Annotated in this window: 14 protein-coding genes; 6 read left to right on the top strand and 8 right to left on the bottom strand. The window is 73.0% G+C overall.

The window, feature by feature from the left end:
• Positions 1-161 precede the first annotated feature (161 nt).
• The 3 genes from R2E43_RS14495 (at position 162) to sucD (ending at position 3,975) form a co-directional block, all read left to right on the top strand.
• Entirely contained in the window at positions 162-1,088 is a 927-nt protein-coding gene (locus tag R2E43_RS14495) for a hypothetical protein (RefSeq protein ID WP_265697427.1), read from the top strand.
• 789 nt (positions 1,089-1,877) lie between these two features.
• Complete coding sequence (sucC, locus tag R2E43_RS14490) at positions 1,878-3,062, top strand: ADP-forming succinate--CoA ligase subunit beta (protein ID WP_003974164.1); 1,185 nt, start codon at positions 1,878-1,880, stop codon at positions 3,060-3,062.
• 28 nt (positions 3,063-3,090) lie between these two features.
• Positions 3,091-3,975, top strand: a complete 885-nt coding sequence (sucD, locus tag R2E43_RS14485; protein ID WP_003974163.1) for a succinate--CoA ligase subunit alpha — start codon at positions 3,091-3,093, stop codon at positions 3,973-3,975.
• A 112-nt stretch (positions 3,976-4,087) separates the two neighbouring features.
• Here the strand turns inward: sucD and R2E43_RS14480 are convergent, their stop codons facing one another.
• Positions 4,088-5,212, bottom strand: coding sequence for a helix-turn-helix domain-containing protein (locus R2E43_RS14480; protein ID WP_332056262.1), 1,125 nt, complete (start codon positions 5,210-5,212; stop codon positions 4,088-4,090).
• Between the two features lie 96 nt (positions 5,213-5,308).
• On the opposite strand from R2E43_RS14480, the gene R2E43_RS14475 reads away from it, so the two are divergent.
• A complete protein-coding gene (locus R2E43_RS14475) occupies positions 5,309-6,973 on the top strand; it encodes a cell division protein PerM (protein ID WP_332056261.1) in 1,665 nt (554 codons plus the stop codon).
• Between the two features lie 138 nt (positions 6,974-7,111).
• Here the strand turns inward: R2E43_RS14475 and R2E43_RS14470 are convergent, their stop codons facing one another.
• Entirely contained in the window at positions 7,112-7,909 is a 798-nt protein-coding gene (locus tag R2E43_RS14470; protein WP_011029882.1) for a hypothetical protein, read from the bottom strand.
• 294 nt (positions 7,910-8,203) lie between these two features.
• Here R2E43_RS14470 and purN point away from each other — a divergent pair, with 294 nt between their 5' ends.
• Positions 8,204-8,851: a phosphoribosylglycinamide formyltransferase gene (gene purN, locus R2E43_RS14465; RefSeq protein ID WP_003974158.1), complete on the top strand. Its 648-nt coding sequence runs from the start codon at positions 8,204-8,206 to the stop codon at positions 8,849-8,851.
• Positions 8,848-10,419, top strand: coding sequence for a bifunctional phosphoribosylaminoimidazolecarboxamide formyltransferase/IMP cyclohydrolase (gene purH / locus R2E43_RS14460; protein ID WP_030871946.1), 1,572 nt, complete (start codon positions 8,848-8,850; stop codon positions 10,417-10,419). Before purN ends, purH begins: the two co-directional genes overlap by 4 nt.
• A gap of 63 nt (positions 10,420-10,482) precedes the next feature.
• Here purH and R2E43_RS14455 read toward each other — a convergent pair whose 3' ends face one another.
• The 6 genes from R2E43_RS14455 to R2E43_RS14430 form a co-directional block, all read right to left on the bottom strand.
• Positions 10,483-10,800, bottom strand: coding sequence for a peptidoglycan-binding domain-containing protein (locus R2E43_RS14455; RefSeq protein ID WP_332056260.1), 318 nt, complete (start codon positions 10,798-10,800; stop codon positions 10,483-10,485).
• 35 nt (positions 10,801-10,835) lie between these two features.
• Positions 10,836-11,480: a hypothetical protein gene (locus R2E43_RS14450; protein ID WP_332056259.1), complete on the bottom strand. Its 645-nt coding sequence runs from the start codon at positions 11,478-11,480 to the stop codon at positions 10,836-10,838.
• 1 nt (position 11,481) lies between these two features.
• A complete protein-coding gene (locus R2E43_RS14445; protein WP_332056258.1) occupies positions 11,482-13,902 on the bottom strand; it encodes a glycoside hydrolase domain-containing protein in 2,421 nt (806 codons plus the stop codon).
• Between the two features lie 184 nt (positions 13,903-14,086).
• Positions 14,087-15,445 (bottom strand): protein kinase domain-containing protein, encoded by a 1,359-nt coding sequence (locus R2E43_RS14440; RefSeq protein ID WP_332056257.1) that lies wholly within the window; start codon positions 15,443-15,445, stop codon positions 14,087-14,089.
• Positions 15,442-16,182 carry a hypothetical protein gene (locus tag R2E43_RS14435; RefSeq protein WP_106518784.1) on the bottom strand — a complete coding sequence of 247 codons (741 nt, stop codon included), beginning with the start codon at positions 16,180-16,182 and terminating at the stop codon, positions 15,442-15,444. The genes R2E43_RS14440 and R2E43_RS14435 overlap by 4 nt, the downstream gene beginning before the upstream one ends.
• A 209-nt stretch (positions 16,183-16,391) precedes the next feature.
• A complete protein-coding gene (locus tag R2E43_RS14430) occupies positions 16,392-16,862 on the bottom strand; it encodes a hypothetical protein (protein ID WP_332056256.1) in 471 nt (156 codons plus the stop codon).
• Positions 16,863-16,889 lie beyond the last annotated feature (27 nt).

Below are 16,889 nucleotides of genomic sequence, written 5' to 3'. Positions count from 1 at the left end.
GATCCGAGGTGACCCGATTCCCGCGTACAAAACGGATATGACGGGCCGTCCAGTGGGTCGGGCTTGCGCGACCTCCGGATTCCCGTGCGAGTATCGCGCGGCGTGTCGAGACCTTGCTCGACGCGCGGCCCGTTCTGCCGCACGGGAGGTAGCTCCCCCTCTTGATCTGGTCAGCAGTCCTGCCCGGAGCCGCTCTGCGCGTCCTGCGCACGGCGGCCGGGCGGCGTGCGCTGCACGTGGCACTGCTGGCGGGCGGGCTGTTCCTGCTCGGCCTGCTCTGCGGAGGGCGGGCACAGGCGGCCGACGGAGCGACGGAGAGTTCCAAGGAGACGGTCGGCCAAGTGCTCGACATCCCCGCGCGCACGGACGAACGCCCCGGCGCGGTGCTTCCGGACCTGCGCCCCGTCTCCGAGAAAGTCGTCCGGGCCGTGCGGGACCGGGTGGCGCGACCGGTCGGTGCCGCGGTGCGGACGGTGACCGAGGGGGTCGAGGGCGCCGAGGCGGACCTGCGGACTGAGGTGCCGCCGTTGCGGGTGCTCCCCGACCTGACGGGCCTGTCCGACCTGACGGACCCGTCGGGCCCGTCAGCTCCGAGCGACGGCGTGCCAGGCCTCACCGATGTCCCGGACCTGACCGATGGTTCCGGTGGTTCGTCGTCGTCGGCGGCGTCGGCAGTGCCGGAGCCGCGGGCCGAGCCCGCCCCGCCGGTGGCGGGCGCCTCCGGAGGCGAGGCCTCGTCCGACACCACCGACTCCCGAGCCGTCGACGGAGCCGCAAGCCCGGTACGCGTCGTCGGCTACGGGCCGGAACCCGGCGCCGGAGCGGCGCTCACCGCGCGCGCACGCACGCACCCGGCCGGGACCGCGTACACCGAGTACGCCCCCGCCCGCCCCGCGCCCACCGGCGACCCCGACGGCGCGCTCGGTACCGCGTCCGGCGCCGACCAGGGAACGTCGCGGCACGGTGACACCCGCGCGGTCACCTCGCCGCACCGGATCACGTTCCGGCTGGTGCCCGGCGCCCCGGAGCGGACCGACGCGGCCGGGGTCCGGGAGCCGCACCGGGACGTTCCCGTCTCTCCCGCCTAGAGCGGCCGCTTCCTCCGTCGCGCATCCGCCGCGCCCCCGCCGCACTCCGGCCGAACCGTCGGACTCCCCCGGCGGACGCACGAGTCGCCTGCGGTCGCCCACCCCGTCGCATCCGCCCCACCGGGCGACAGGTGCCGCTCGCCGTCCGGACATCCCGATCCGGACACCCGCCCCGGCCCCCCGCCCCGGACCCCGCGTTCCGGGCCCCGCGTTCCGAACGCACCCGGGACGGCTCCCGCGGGTCGGCTCCCGCGGGACGGCGCCGAGGCGGGCCGCTCCGTGTCCGGGGCCCGGCACCGGCACCTCGTGGCCCCGTCGCGCGGCGGGTACAGACCCCGCGGGGCGGCAGGCCCCGGACGGCCGAAAGCCGTCGGCCTCCGTCCGGCCGAAACCCCGCGGTCCGGTCCGGCTGGTCCCCATTGGGGTGGGGACCAGCCGGACCGCACCCCGGCGGACCGCATCCGTGCGGCCCGCCGGGAGCCCACGGGCCTCACCGGGTCAACCCCAGCCCGGTGAGGCCCTTCACCCGATCTGCGGAGCGCCCCGTGTCCACCTCACGCACGGCACCGCGTGCCAGTGAGCGCGGCATCATGTGACAGGCATCACCGCTCAGGTGTGACCCACGATTTAGAGACCCCCGGGAAGCGGCGATAACCTGCGAGACGGACATGCCGCGCGCTCGGACACCGTGTGCGCCCCCCTTGTGACTCACAGCGGACGTCACGTTGCCCTTCGCGGCACGCCCACGCATCCAACGAACCGCGAGATCACTGATAGGGACGGAAGCGCGTGGACCTGTTCGAGTACCAGGCGAGGGACCTCTTCGCCAAGCACGATGTACCGGTGCTGGCCGGTGAAGTCATCGACACGCCTGAGGCGGCGCGCGAGATCACCGAGCGTCTGGGCGGCAAGTCCGTCGTCAAGGCCCAGGTGAAGGTCGGTGGCCGCGGCAAGGCCGGTGGCGTGAAGCTGGCCGCCTCGGCGGACGAGGCCGTCGCCCGCGCGACGGACATCCTCGGGATGGACATCAAGGGCCACACGGTCCACAAGGTGATGATCGCCGAGACGGCCCCCGAGATCGTCGAGGAGTACTACGTCTCCTTCCTCCTCGACCGTGCCAACCGCACCTTCCTCTCCATCGCCTCCGTCGAGGGCGGCGTGGAGATCGAGGAGGTGGCGGCCACCCGTCCGGAGGCCGTCGCCAAGACCCCGATCGACGCGATCGACGGTGTGACGCCCGAGAAGGCGCGCGAGATCGTCGAGGCCGCGAAGTTCCCGGCCGAGGTCGCCGACAAGGTCGCCGACATCCTGGTCAAGCTGTGGGACACCTTCATCAAGGAGGACGCCCTCCTGGTCGAGGTCAACCCGCTGGCCAAGGTCGTCTCCGGGGACGTCATCGCCCTCGACGGCAAGGTGTCGCTGGACGACAACGCCGAGTTCCGTCACCCCGACTTCGAGGCCCTCCACGACAAGGCCGCGGCCAACCCGCTCGAGGCCGCCGCCAAGGAGAAGAACCTCAACTACGTCAAGCTCGACGGCGAGGTCGGCATCATCGGCAACGGCGCCGGTCTCGTCATGAGCACCCTGGACGTCGTCGCGTACGCCGGTGAGGCGCACGGCAACGTCAAGCCCGCCAACTTCCTGGACATCGGTGGCGGCGCCTCCGCCCAGGTCATGGCGAACGGCCTGGAGATCATCCTCGGCGACCCGGACGTCCGCTCCGTGTTCGTCAACGTCTTCGGCGGCATCACCGCCTGCGACGAGGTCGCCAACGGCATCGTCCAGGCGCTGAAGCTCCTGGAGGACCGCGGCGAGAAGGTCGAGAAGCCGCTCGTCGTCCGTCTCGACGGCAACAACGCCGAGCTGGGCCGCAAGATCCTCACCGACGCCAACCACCCGCTGGTCCAGCGCGTCGACACCATGGACGGCGCGGCCGACAAGGCCGCCGAGCTGGCTCACGCCGCCGCCAAGTAAGCACTCAGGACGAGGACACCAACACACCATGGCTATCTGGCTCAACAAGGACAGCAAGGTCATCGTCCAGGGCATGACCGGTGCCACCGGCATGAAGCACACCAAGCTCATGCTGGGTGACGGCACCGAGGTCGTGGGCGGCGTGAACCCGCGCAAGGCGGGCACCTCCGTGGACTTCGACGGCAACGAGGTACCGGTCTTCGGCACCGTCAAGGAGGCCATCGAGAAGACCGGCGCCAACGTCTCCGTCATCTTCGTGCCGGAGAAGTTCACCAAGGACGCCGTCGTCGAGGCCATCGACGCCGAGATCCCGCTGGCCGTCGTCATCACCGAGGGCATCGCCGTGCACGACTCGGCCGCCTTCTGGTCGTACGCCGGCAAGAAGGGCAACAAGACCCGGATCATCGGCCCGAACTGCCCCGGCATCATCACGCCGGGCCAGTCCAACGTCGGCATCATCCCGGGCGACATCACCAAGCCGGGCCGCATCGGCCTGGTCTCGAAGTCCGGCACGCTGACGTACCAGATGATGTACGAGCTGCGTGACATCGGCTTCTCGACCGCCGTCGGCATCGGTGGCGACCCGATCATCGGCACCACGCACATCGACGCGCTCGCCGCGTTCGAGGCCGACCCCGAGACCGACCTGATCGTCATGATCGGCGAGATCGGCGGCGACGCCGAGGAGCGTGCGGCCGAGTACATCTCGAAGAACGTGACGAAGCCGGTCGTCGGCTACGTCGCGGGCTTCACCGCGCCCGAGGGCAAGACCATGGGCCACGCCGGCGCCATCGTCTCCGGTTCGTCCGGCACCGCCCAGGCGAAGAAGGAGGCCCTGGAGGCCGCCGGCGTCAAGGTCGGCAAGACGCCGACCGAGACGGCGAAGCTCGCCCGCGCCATCCTGGCCGGCTGACACCGCCGCGCACCGAAGGCCCGGCGCCTGTCGCACACCGAGTGGCCCGTCCTCTGTTCCCAGGGGTCGGGCCACTCGGCGTTCCGGGCGCCGGCCCGGCGGGCAGACCTCCTCACTCGGGCCTCGGCAGCAGCCGTTCCGGGCCGTCCTGCACCTGGTCCCGCAGCTTCTGCCGCAGCTCCAGCTCCTCGTCCGACAGCGCGCCCGGTGCCACCCGGTGCGGCACACCGCGCACCGCCTGCCCGGGTGACACGGGCGGCTCGTAGTGGGTGGGCGCCGTGCGCACGGTCAGGGCCGTGGTCCCGATGAGGGCGACCGTGAACGCGATCGCGGCCCGGGTCCGCAACCGCGCCCGGCGCTCGCCGCCCCTGCGTACGGCCGGCGGCTCGGCCGCCCGCAGCCGCTCGTTCGACGCCAGCTCGGCCAGCCGCCGGTGCAGCACCTGCGGGTCGGCCAGCGCGGGCAGCCGGGCGGCGACGGCCTCGCGGGCGTGCAGCAGCCGGTTCGCCGCCGCGGGGGTGCTCGCCTCCGTCTCCGCCGCCGTCTCGGGCAGGTCCAGGCCCACACCGTCGTACAGCACGAGCGTGCGCCGGTGCCTCGCCGGAAGCCTGAGCAGGGTGTTGAGCAGCGTGCGGTCGCCGGGGTCGGCGGGCGGCGGCTCCGGGTGCCGGTGCCGCGGCCGGAACCGCTGCCAGGGCGACAGCGCGTACTCGTACGCCGTCGCCCGCACCCAGCCCACCGGGTTCCGGTCGCGGGCCACCTCGGGCCATCGCTCCCAGGCCGCCTGGAAGGCCCGCTCCACCGACTCGCGCGCCTGCTCGCGCCTGCCGGTCAGCAGGAACGTCTGCCGTACGAGGGCGGGGGCGCCGAAGGCGTACAGCGCGTCGAAGGCCTGAGCGGGGGTCAGCGCCGTGGGCCCGGGCGCCGCAACGGGCTGCGGCTGAGGTTGCGGCTCCAGCTCCGGCTGGGGCTGAGGCTCCGCCTCAGGTTTCGGCTCCTGCTCCGGTGCCTGTGCCTGCGCCTGTGCCGCCTCTTCCTCGGCCAGCGTCTTCAGCAACTTCGCGTACGCCTCCCGTTTCCGGCCTCGCGGAGTCGTGCGGCCGCTCTCCCACGCACGGACCGTCCCCGGGGCGACGCCCACCTGCGTCGCAAGCTGAGGCTGTGTCAGTGCGGCGGACTCACGCAGACGTCGGCGTTCCTTGGGAGGGGGGAGGGGAGTTGCGGGGCCGCGCGTCACAGGACACCCCTTCGTACGAAAAAGTACATAAACATATATTGAGCGACACAACGGAGCTTGGCTCGTTACGCCCGGAAAGCGCGTGTCGTTGGGAGCATGGCGGGCGTGATCCAGACCACCGCTCGTCCAGCCCCGCTCTCCCTGCTGCGCACCCGGTGGCGGGACCGGTCGCCCGGGCTGGCCGCCGGCCTCCTGGGCGGTGTGGTCGCCGCCGTGCTGGGGCTGGCGGCGTGCGCCGCGCTCGTGACGCTGCTCTGGATCAGTTCGCCGTACCCCGACAGCGGGCCCGGCGGCGCCCTCCACGTCGCCGCGGCGCTGTGGGTGCTGGCGCACGGGGCCGAACTGGTGCGCGCCGACACGCTCTCCGGCACCCCCGCGCCCGTCGGCGTCACCCCGTTGCTGTTCCTCCTCCTGCCGGTGTGGCTGCTGCACCGCGCCGCCCGGGACGCCACCGACCCCGGGGACGGCGTGGGCGTGGCGGTCGGGGCGGCTCCGAAGGCGGGGCCCGGGGCGCGCCCGGCGTGGATGGCGAGCGCCCCCGACACCGGGCCGCCGCCCGTCTCCGCGCGCGTGGCCTGGACGGGGGTCGTGCTCGGCTACCTCGCCGTCGCCGCGCCCGTCGTCCTGTACGCGCAGGGCGGCGCGCTGCGGCCCTCGGCGTGGTGGGCGGCGGTGTGCCTGCCGCTGGTCGCCATGGGAGCCGCGGGCGCCGGGGTGTGGACGGCGTTCGGCCGGCCGGGCGGGCCCGTGGGGCGGGCGCTGCGCGTGCTGCCCCGGAAACTGCGGGAGCTGATGGTGGAGCCGGACGCGCGCCTGGGCGCCGCGACGCGCGCCGCGGGCGCCGGTGCGGCGGTGCTCGTCGGGGGCGGCGCGCTGCTGCTCGCGGTGTCGCTGGTGTGGCACTCGCACGCCGCGGGTGAGGCGTTCCTGCGGCTGACCGAGGGCTGGTCGGGGAGGCTCGCCGTACTGCTGCTCTGTCTGACCCTGGTCCCGAACGCGGCGGTGTGGGCGGCGGCGTACGCCCTCGGCCCCGGCTTCGTACTCGGGGCGGGGCATGTCGTGGCCCCCACCGCCTCCGCTCCCGCGCCGCTGCTGCCGCCGTTCCCGCTGCTGGCGGCGGTGCCGGACGCGGGGCCCGGAACGCCGCTGCACTGGGCGGCCGGGGCGGTGCCGTTGCTGGCGGGGGCGGTGGTGGGGTGGTTCACGGCGCGGGCGGCCACGGCGAGAGAGCCGAAGGAGCGGGGAGCGGGCCCGGCCGCCGGGGTGTGGTCGTGGCGGCGGACCGCCGCCGCCGCCGTCGTGGCCGCCGTCCTGTGCGCGGTCCTCGTCGCCCTGCTGGCCGCGTTCGCCGGCGGGCCGCTGGGCAGCGCCGCGCTCGCCCGGTTCGGACCGGTCTGGTGGCAGGCCGGGGGCGCGACGCTGGCGTGGACCGGGGTGGTGGCGGTGCCGGTGGCCGTGGCGGCGCGGGCGTGGCGGGGGCGGAGCGCTGCCGCGCGGCAGGCGGTGGTGGAGGCGTCCGGGGCCGAGGAGGCGGCCGACGGAGGGGGGCGCCGGCGGCGGTGGGTGCGGGTTCCGGCGCCGTCCGTGGGGCGGTGGTGGAGGCGGGGGGCGACGAAGGATGCGGAGGCCGGGGCCGGGGCGGGGGTGGACGAGGACGTGGACGCGGTGCCCTTCGGGTTGTACGACGGCGAGGGTGGGGGTGCGTATGACCTGCTGCCGGCCGACGGTCCTGGGCAGTCGTCGCCTCGCGGTGGGCAGTGACGTCGGCGCCGACAGACCCCTTTCGCCCCCGCCGCCCCTTCCCGTCCCGGCCATGGGGGCTGCGCCCCCAGACCCCGCTTTCGGCCCTGAACGGCCTCGCCCTCAAGCGCCGGACGGGCTCACAGTGATCCGGACCGGTCAGTCCTCCGAGCCCAGCAGCGGGCGGAGCTGCTCCGGCAGGTGGCGCTCGCAGGACTGTTCCGCCGCGTTGGTCAGGGCGTCCTCGCGGCAGGTGTAGTAGTCGCTGTAGATCAGCTGGGCGCCGAAGGACGCGGCGACCAGGAGGATGGCCAGGGACGACGTGACCAGGCCGCTGATCGCGGCGGTGCGCTGCGGGCGGCCGGTCTGCTCGGCGGGCGGGGCGGGAGTGTCCGGGTCGGCGGCGGACCGCGGCTTGGCGCGCAGCGCGCTGATGCCCCAGTACAGGGCCAGGGCGCCGAGCAGCAGGGCCACGTACGGCCAGGTGAAGAGGGCGAAGAACAGCGCCCACATGCCGCTCAGCAGGGCGTAGCGGGCACGCCGCTGGGCGGGGTCCGTCGGGTCCCAGCGCGGGCCCTGGCCGCCGCCCGACCCCTCGGGGCCGCCGCTGCCGCTGGGCCGCTCGCCGAAGCCGCCGGGGGACCGGCCGGGCTGCCGGTCGCTCCACCGACCGCCCCACGGGGAACGGCCGCCCTCGCCCTGGGAACCCGAAGCGCCCTGGGAGTCGCCGTCGCCCGACGGGTGCCGCGGCTGCCAGGGGCTGTCCGGCGTGCCCTCGGGGGGCGGTGCGAAGGGGTTGTCCTGGTCGGAGGAGCCGTCCTGCCCGGCGCCGTTCCTCCGGTCCGAGGGCGTGTCGGGCGGTGACGAGGGGCGCTCCCGCAGCAACACGGTGCTGCGCCCCCCTGGCTGCGCCGACTGCTGGGGGAGCGTGAGCAGTCGCAGGCTGCGGTCCGGCATCAACTGAGCGTCTTCCCCTTGGCGACGATGAACGGGCGGCTGGTGGAACGGGCGAGCTGGTGGAACGGGCTAGCGGGTCGGTACGTCTGGTGAACGCCCGACGCACAGGCCGCGTTCCCGCTCCGGCTCCACGCAGACGCTACCTTCCGGCCACGCCCCCGTCCCGAGGGGGCCGTCCGGTGTGCCGGTATCGTTGCTGACGGTCGGCCGCTTCGTAGACTTCCCCGTATCCCGGGGCACGAAGCATTCGTACGACCGTACAAACAGATCGCTTTCCCGAGAAAGGCCCCCACCGTGGCCGCCAAGCCCGTGGACCGGCGAGCCAAGCGCCTCGTCGTGCTGGTCTCCGGATCCGGCACCAACCTCCAGGCGCTCCTCGACGAGATCGCCACCACCGGGGCCGAGGCCTACGGTGCCGAGATCGTCGCGGTCGGCGCCGACCGCGACGGCATCGAGGGGCTCGCCCGCGCCGAGCGGGCCGGGGTGACGACCTTCGTCCGCAGGGTCAAGGACTACGGGACCCGCGAGGAGTGGGACGCGGCACTCGCCGAGTCCGTCGCCGCCCACGAGCCGGACCTCGTCGTCTCGGCCGGGTTCATGAAGATCGTGGGGAAGGAGTTCCTCGCGCGGTTCGGCGGGCGGTTCGTCAACACCCACCCCGCCCTCCTCCCCAGCTTTCCGGGGGCCCACGGCGTACGGGACGCGCTCGCGTACGGCGCCAGGGTCACCGGCTGCACCGTCCACTTCGTCGACGACGGCGTCGACACCGGGCCGATCATCGCGCAGGGCGTGGTGGAGGTCCGGGACGAGGACTACGAAGACGAAGGTGTCGCTCTGCACGAGCGCATCAAGGAAGTCGAGCGAAGGCTGCTCGTCGATGTCGTGGGGCGGCTCGCCCGCAACGGCTATCGCATTGAGGGACGAAAGGTAGTTATCCAGTGACCGCCACCGCCGGAAGCAACAAGCGGGCCATCCGTCGCGCACTCGTCAGCGTCTACGACAAGACCGGGCTCGAGGACCTCGCCCGCGGGCTGCACGAGGCCGGCGTCGAACTCGTCTCCACCGGGTCCACCGCCGGGCGGATCGCCGCGGCCGGCGTCCCCGTCACCAAGGTCGAGGAGCTGACCGGGTTCCCCGAGTGCCTGGACGGCCGCGTCAAGACCCTGCACCCCAAGGTCCACGCGGGCATCCTCGCCGACCTGCGCCTGGAGAGCCACCGGCAGCAGCTCGACGAGCTGGGCGTGGCCCCGTTCGACCTGGTCGTGGTGAACCTCTACCCGTTCCGCGAGACCGTCGCCTCGGGCGCCACCCCGGACGAGTGCGTCGAGCAGATCGACATCGGCGGCCCCTCCATGGTGCGCGCCGCCGCCAAGAACCACCCCTCCGTCGCGGTCGTCACCAGCCCCGCCCGGTACGCCGACGTGCTCTTGGCGGTCGAGGGCGGCGGCTTCGACCTGGCCGCCCGCAAGCGCCTGGCCGCCGAGGCCTTCCAGCACACCGCCGCCTACGACGTGGCCGTCGCCTCCTGGTTCGCCGCCGAGTACGCCCCGGTCGACGAGTCCGGCTTCCCGGACTTCCTCGGCGCCACCTACGAGCGCGCCCACACCCTGCGCTACGGCGAGAACCCGCACCAGCCGGCCGCGCTCTACACCTCCCCCGAGGGGGGTGGCCTCGCACAGGCCGAGCAGCTGCACGGCAAGGAGATGTCGTACAACAACTACACGGACACGGACGCCGCCCGCCGTGCCGCGTACGACCACGCCGAGCCCTGCGTCGCGATCATCAAGCACGCCAACCCGTGCGGCATCGCGATCGGCGCGGACGTCGCCGAGGCGCACCGCAAGGCGCACGACTGCGACCCGGTCTCCGCGTACGGCGGTGTGATCGCGGTCAACCGCCCGGTCTCCAAGGAGATGGCCGAGCGGGTCGCCGGGATCTTCACCGAGGTCATCGTCGCGCCGGACTACGAGGACGGCGCGCTCGAAGCCCTCACCAAGAAGAAGAACATCCGCGTCCTGCGCGCCCCGGCTGCCCCCGCCGCCCCGGTCGAGGTCAAGCCGATCGACGGCGGTGCCCTCCTCCAGGTCACCGACCGCCTCCAGGCCGAGGGCGACGACCCCGCCACCTGGACCCTCGCGACCGGCGAGGCGCTGTCCGAGGCGGAGCTGGCCGAGCTGGCCTTCGCCTGGAGGGCCTGCCGGGCCGTCAAGTCCAACGCCATCCTCCTCGCCAAGGACGGCGCCTCCGTCGGCGTCGGCATGGGCCAGGTCAACCGCGTCGACTCCGCGAAGCTCGCGGTGGAGCGCGCCGGCGCCGAGCGGGCGCAGGGCGCCTACGCGGCCTCCGACGCCTTCTTCCCCTTCCCGGACGGCCTGGAGATCCTCACCGGGGCCGGTGTGAAGGCCGTGGTCCAGCCCGGCGGCTCGGTCCGCGACGAGCTGGTCGTCGAGGCGGCGAAGAAGGCCGGCGTCACGATGTACTTCACGGGGACGCGGCACTTCTTCCACTGAGCCGGACGCAGCCCCCGAGGCCGTGGGCGCACGCCGCCCACGGCCTCGGGGCCGGTCGCACCGTCACCTGGAGCCGGTCACCAGGAGCCGGTCACCTGGAGCGTCCGCTTGCTCGTAGGCACCGCCGTCCGCGGAGTCACCGGGGTCGTCGCTGTTGCCGCGGATGAAGCCGACGCTGCCCTCGCGTCCGTTGCGGATGGCTGCTTCCGCCCATTCGAGGCCGTCCCCGTACATGCGGTCGTCCGCCTTGCTCCAGGTGGCGTCGCCCACCCACCCGTCGGCCGTCGGACCGTAGCGCGACTGCCACTTCCTGGTGGCGGAGGCGGCGTCCGGACCGAACCGGCCGTCGATGTCGGAGAGGCTCAGCAGGCCCTCGGCCACGAGAAACGGGTGGTCGGTCGGCGGCGTGGGCGTCGTCAGTTCCTGGCCTGGGCCTTGGCCCGGCGGCGTGCCCCGGCGCGGCGTTCCGGTGTCGCCGGGTCCTCCACCGCGCCGGGGCGCGGGCCGTCGTGGTGCACGGAACGGGCGTGGAAGATCTCCGTGAGCCGCCTGAGAGCCTTCGCGTCCGGACCGACGTCGATCTGGAAGTGGCACGCGTCGGCGGGGGAGAGGTCCGTACCCCAGCGCACCACGCCGCCGCAGTCGGCGAGGATGTCGCGGACGACCGCCTCCTGGTGCGGCCAGAGGCCGTCGCCCGCCCCGAGCAGGGCGATCGCGCTGCCGGAGAGGTAGTTCGACTCGTACGCGGCCCCTACGGCTCGGTCCGTACGGTGCCCCAGGACGTGCCGGGAACCGCGCAACGGTATGACCTCGTAGTGCCAGCGCCGGGCGACGTGCAGCAGGACCGGGGCCGCGGCACGGTGCAGGCGTACGGTCGCGGGGGATCCCTCGACGCGGAATGATCCGACGGCGTCGGGGTCCATGGCCCAGCCGTTGGCGCTGCGTGGGGAGTCCCAGGTGCCGTCGGCCGCGGCCGCGGGGCCGGTGAGGACGCCACCGAGCGCGGTGGCCGCTCCCACGGCGCCGACGGACAGCAGTACGGATCGTCGGGTCGGTGTCATGTCACTTGCCTTCCTCGGCCTCGACGCGTTCCTGGAGTTCCCAGGCGTACGCGAGCACGAAGTTGGTGAGCTGGGCCGGGTCGATGTTCTCCGGACGGTCCTCCGCATCGAGACTGACACGGCTGATCAGGAACCACGTTCCCGCGATCACCGCGATGTCGGAGTTCCTCCCCAGGAGCAGATTCCTGGCGAGGGTCTGCGTCGTCGAACTGCTGCCGTCGAAACGGTCGGCGTGGAAGAGCGTGTACCGGCGCTGGCAGACCCGGTCGCCGGCGCCCGGGCTGTCGGTGCCGTAGTAGCGGGCGACGGCATCGGGGAGACCGAGCGACTCCGTCCGCATGAGCCGCATGATGTTGAACCCGTCGGCGTCCTGGATCCACTGATCGTTGGAGAAGTGGGACGCGGCGTCACGCTTGCCGAGGTAGTCCCGGGCGAAGAGCATGGGGTTCGGGAACCGGTCCTTGTTCTCGCGCCAGTCCCCGTAGAACGTCACGAGGTCACCGGCCCAGCCGCCGCCGTCCCCCAGCGACACGAGATCGGTCGTCGAGGAGTACTCGAGGCACATCTCCAGCGTCGCCATGAGGTGCTCCGTACCGACGGACGTCCCGGTCACCGGATCGGTGAGGTTCCTCCGGCCGGCAAGCGTCAGTCCCTGCTCCGCCAGTGCCGCCGTCCATCCCGGGTCGACCGCCCCGAGGGACAGCCGCCAGTCGGGGCCGTTGTACTGCTCCTGCCGGAAGAACTGGCAGACGAGTCGGGCGGGGTCCGCCCCGGCGTCGTACTCCAGGGCGGCCGTGAAGAGGCGCTGGACGAGGTCGATGAAGTCCTGTGCGGGCGACCGGGCGGGATTGAGCACGGTCGTGCCGGGATCGGAGCCGCGGCGCCACACGTTCCGGTCGATCTCCCAGGCCTCGCCGAAACTTCCGCTGCCGTAGCTGAAGGTGCCGTTGCGGATCTGGTTGAACGACCAGTTCGCGGGCAGCGGGAACCCGAGGTTGCCGGAGAACCCCCAGGAGAGGCCGGACACGAAGGACCAGGTGGCTCCGACGCGGTTGGAGACGTTGCGGCACACGTTCCGGGAGCCGTAGACGCCGAAGGTGTAGCGGTTCGTCCGGCCGAGGGCCGCGCGCACGCCCCGGAAGTAGTCGAGGACGGCCGCGTCGATGTCCGCCTGCGTCGCGTCGAAGTCCACGGCGAAGTAGATGCAGGTACCACGGCCGAAACCGAACTCCCGTGCCCTCGCCTCGGCCACGCCGCCCTGCTCGAATCCCTTGTCGTAGGTGAAGTTGGCCCTCGTCGTACCGTTCCACTGGAAGATCGGGTACACGCCCAGGCCGCCGCGGACGATGTCGCTCAGCTCGGTACTGGTCAGCGCCTTGCCCAGATAGTCGTCGTCGCCCGGGTCGAGGTGTTCGTCGAGGTAACGGCCCACGATCCGGTATCCGGCGTTGCCGAGTGCCTGCGCGCGGGCGAAGGTGAGCGGCGCCGCCTCGTCGCACGCGGTGGTGTCGCGGTACTCGTTGCCGGTGGAGACGAGGAGCTGGGCCCAGGTGTCGTAGTCCGACTTGCCGGTCACGGTGAGCTGGCTGAACTTCTGGAAGGCGCGGACGAACTCCTCGGTGTCGTCGGTGTAGGTGCTGCGGACGGTCGTCGGGATCGCGGAGCCGTTCTCCAGTACCGGCGAGTTGAAGACGCACAGGGCCGTGAACAGGTGGACCAGGGCGCCGTCGCTGCCCGTACCGAGGGTGGGCTGCTCCTTGAGCCTCGCCTTGGTGGTGGAGCCGAAGTACCCGCCGATCTCCGACCGTTCGATGCCGATCTCGAACTGGAGGGCCTTCATCACGGCCTGCTGCACGTCGCGCGAGTAGACGCCGTCGCACGGACTGAGGTCCATGGTGGTGATGTCCTCGCCGTACACGTAGGTCAGGTTCAGGTGACGCTGGAACTCCTGGATCTCCGAGGTACCGCCGGGCACCCGCCGGAACTGGTCCATGCGCAGCAACGCCTTGACGATCTGCACCAGCAACCTGGTGGGGATGTTGGACACGTTGGCGGCCGACGCCAGACCCGCGTCGCCGATCAGGTCGTTCATGGAGTCGGTGGTCACGGAGGTCCACCGGCCTGCCGAGGCGGCGCCGTAGTACCCCTTGCACCACAGCGCGTAGTTGATGATGCGGATCAGGTTGGTGTCGGTCTCGGTGGGACGGATGCCGCCGCGCGCCACCAGCGCGTCGAACGTGCCGGGACCGAAGTTCTGCACCGTCGGCGAGATCCCCAGCTCGTGCTGGAGCCCCTGAGTGAGGCTGAGCACCGTCTGCCAGCCGGTGCTGCCGTCCTCGGCGCAGCGGATGTAGCCCTCGGCCACGCCGTCGTACGTCGCGTTCACCCATTCCTGCGCCGCCCGCACATTGGGATCGTTCATACGAGATGCCCCCGTTGGATTCGTCCGAGACCAGAGGGGCGCCACGACCCCGCTGCCAGACCATCGCTCAGGAGGGGGACACCGGGAACCTCGAAAGATGCAGGGTTCCCTCCACGCGCCGACGGCGAGCGGCGGCAGTCGGGCTACGACCACCGCGCCCGCGGTCGGCCGTCGGCGCCGGGCGTCATGCCTCGTCGGCGTCGCGCAGCGCCCGCCAGGTGGCCGGCCCCACGATCCCGTCCGCGTCCAGGCCCGCGCGTTCCTGGAAGGTGACGACCGCGCCCTGGGTCATCGGGCCGAAGTCGCCGTCGACTTCGCCCACCGCCGTGATGCCGTGCAGATACCGGAGCAGACACTGCAACTCCCTGACCTGGCTTCCGCCGTCGCCCCGCGCGATGGTGAAGTCCCAGGTGCCGCTGTGGCCCGCCTGGTAGCCGCGGCCGTCGGTATCCGCGTACACCACCGGCTTCTCGCAGGTGGGCGGGGCCGCGGCGGCGGGTTCCGGTTCCCACGGGGTGGTGTAGACGAGGCTCGCCGTGCCCACCACGGCCCCCGCCAGCGCCGCCGCCAGGACCGGGCGCCGCCAGCGGCGCGGCCGCAGCCTCGGCAGCCGGGCCGAGCGGGAGGCGCCCGCCGCCTCCTCCACCCGGCGCAGTAACGCGGCGGTGTCGGTGGTGCGTTCCGCGTGGGTCGGGGCCAGGCAGTCCCGCAGGATGTCCCGCCAGGTGTCGGGCAGGGCGGGGGACAGGCGCAGTTCCTCGCGGCCGCGGGTGTAGCGCATCGCCGCGTCGGAGCGTGCCTCCGAGGTGCCGCCGGGCAGCGGGAAGGCACCGGTCAGGACGACGTGCGCGAGGACGCCGAAGGCCCACACGTCGGCCGACGGGCGGATGCGCGTACCGCGCTCGTCGACCTCGGGCCACAGGAGTTCGGGCGGGGTGTAGTCCGGGGTGGCGAAGGCGGGTGTGTAGGCGTGGGTGCCCTCCAGTTCGGCGGCCATGTTGAAGTCGGCGAGCCGGGCCGAGCCGTCCGCCATCAGCAGCACGTTGGCCGGTTTGAGGTCGCCGTGCACCCAGCCCGCGCGGTGCAGCTGGTGCAGGCCCTCGCAGATCTGGGCGAGCAGGGCGGGCCCGGACTCCGGGGCCGGCGTCCTGGCCAGCACCGCGTCCAGGGAGCCCTCGGCCCGCTCCAGCACCAGGACGGTCGCGCCGTCCAGCTCCGGGTGGTCCGGGTCGTCGACCGTCAGCGTGTCGTACATCCGGATCAGCCGGGGTGAGCGCAGCCGCCGCAGCAGCTGCACCTCGCGTTCCGCCAGATCGCGCAGGTGGTGCAGTTGGCGCGGGGTGCGGGTGCCGGTGGGCAGGAACTTCAGCGCCGCCCGCCTCGGCTGCTCACCGTCGTCCAAGGTGCGGTCCCGCCCCGCGGAGGCGTCGCGGACCGCCTCGTAGACGGTGGCGAAGGCGCCGGAGGCGACCGGCTCGCGCACCTCCCACGGCCCGACCCGGTAGCCCTTCGGCACCGGGACCGCGTACGGCCGCCCGCTCACCGCTCCGCCCTGCTCGCCACCGGCGCCAGCACCAGCAGGTCGTCCTCGCGGACCAGGTCGAAGCGGAGGGCGAGAGAGGCCAGGGACTCCTTCTTGCCGTGCGTGCGCTGCCCCGGTCCGGCCGCCTCGGGACCGGGTCTCAGCCGCAGCTTCACGGCGAGGTAGTCGATGTTCCAGTACACGGCGGAGCGGCTGACCTTGGGCCAGCTCGGCCGCAGCCGCTCCACGATCTCCTCGACCGCGGGCAGCGGCGCCCGGGGCTCCCCGCGCAGGCGCCGTTCGCACAGGGCGGCCAGGACCGCGAAGTACCGCTTGGTGCGGTCCAGGGCGAACGCCGGTACGGTGCCGGTCCCGTCGAGCGCCCGGCGGTCGACGCTGCGGAAGGCGTGCCGCGGCGCCCAGACGTCGAAGCTGAGCAGGTCCCCGGCGGCGGGCAGGGTCACCCGGGACAGCTCGAACGGCACCGGCGCGTCCACCCGGCCCGGCGCGACCTTGATGTGCTCGCCCGCGCCCTCCGGGTTCTCCACCACGTAGGTCTGGTCCTCGCTGAGGTTGCTCAGCAGCCAGAACGTCCGGTGCGCCGCGATCTCCCCGGCGAGCCTCGGCACGCCCGCGTGCGCGATGGTGAGTCCGCCGCCGGATTCCGCCCGGCCGAACTCGATGCGCTCGCCCGTGCCGATCCTCAGCTGTTCGGCGACGCTGCCGCACGACGGCGGCACGACGATGATGCTGTACATGGAGTCGTCCCCCTCCCCCGATTCCCCTCGGGGTCAACCTTCCCCAGTCCAACGGGGGGCAGCCTACGGCGAAGAGGTGAGGGGAGCCCAAGCATTCCGACGCCGTGGCGGGTCGGCGGGCCGTGGTCCGTGCGGACGACGGAACGGCGGCCCCCGGCCCCTCCGCGGAGGGACCGGGGGCCGCCGCGGTGGCGGACCCGGTGGGGGGATCAGCAGGGGCGCAGCGACCAGATCGGGTCCCAGGACGCGGTGCCCGCCTGGTAGGCCGTCGACGTCCAGCGGACGCTGCCGTCCTTGTTGAAGAACTTGGCGACCGTGCCGCGCGTCTGGTTGTTGATGAACGGGCCGTCGCCGGTCCAGTTGGTGAGGTTCCAGGTCTGGCACTTGTAGAAGTCGAACTTCGTGCCCTTGACGACCATGCAGAGGTGGCCGTAGTCGCAGGGCAGGTCCTGGGCGCCCTTGGTCACGGGCGCGTCGGTCACGGTGAGGCCCTCGTACTCGACCGCGTCGGCGGTCACGCGCAGGGGCTTCGGGCTGTCGGCCAGTACCTGGCCGGCCGTCTGCTGGAGGTCGGTCACCCGGGTGCCGCCCGGGCTGTCGGCGGCCGTGGCCGCGGCCGTGGAGCCGGCGGCCAGGGCGGTGGCCGCGAGAAGGAGCGCTGCGGGCTTGAGGATGTTCATGGTCGTTCCCCCGTGAACGTCGGTGTC

It is taken from the genome of Streptomyces violaceoruber (assembly GCF_033406955.1).
GTDB lineage: Bacteria > Actinomycetota > Actinomycetes > Streptomycetales > Streptomycetaceae > Streptomyces > Streptomyces violaceoruber.
The sequence above is the reverse complement of the archived record's forward strand: the minus strand, read 5'-3'. Positions and strand labels throughout refer to the sequence as shown.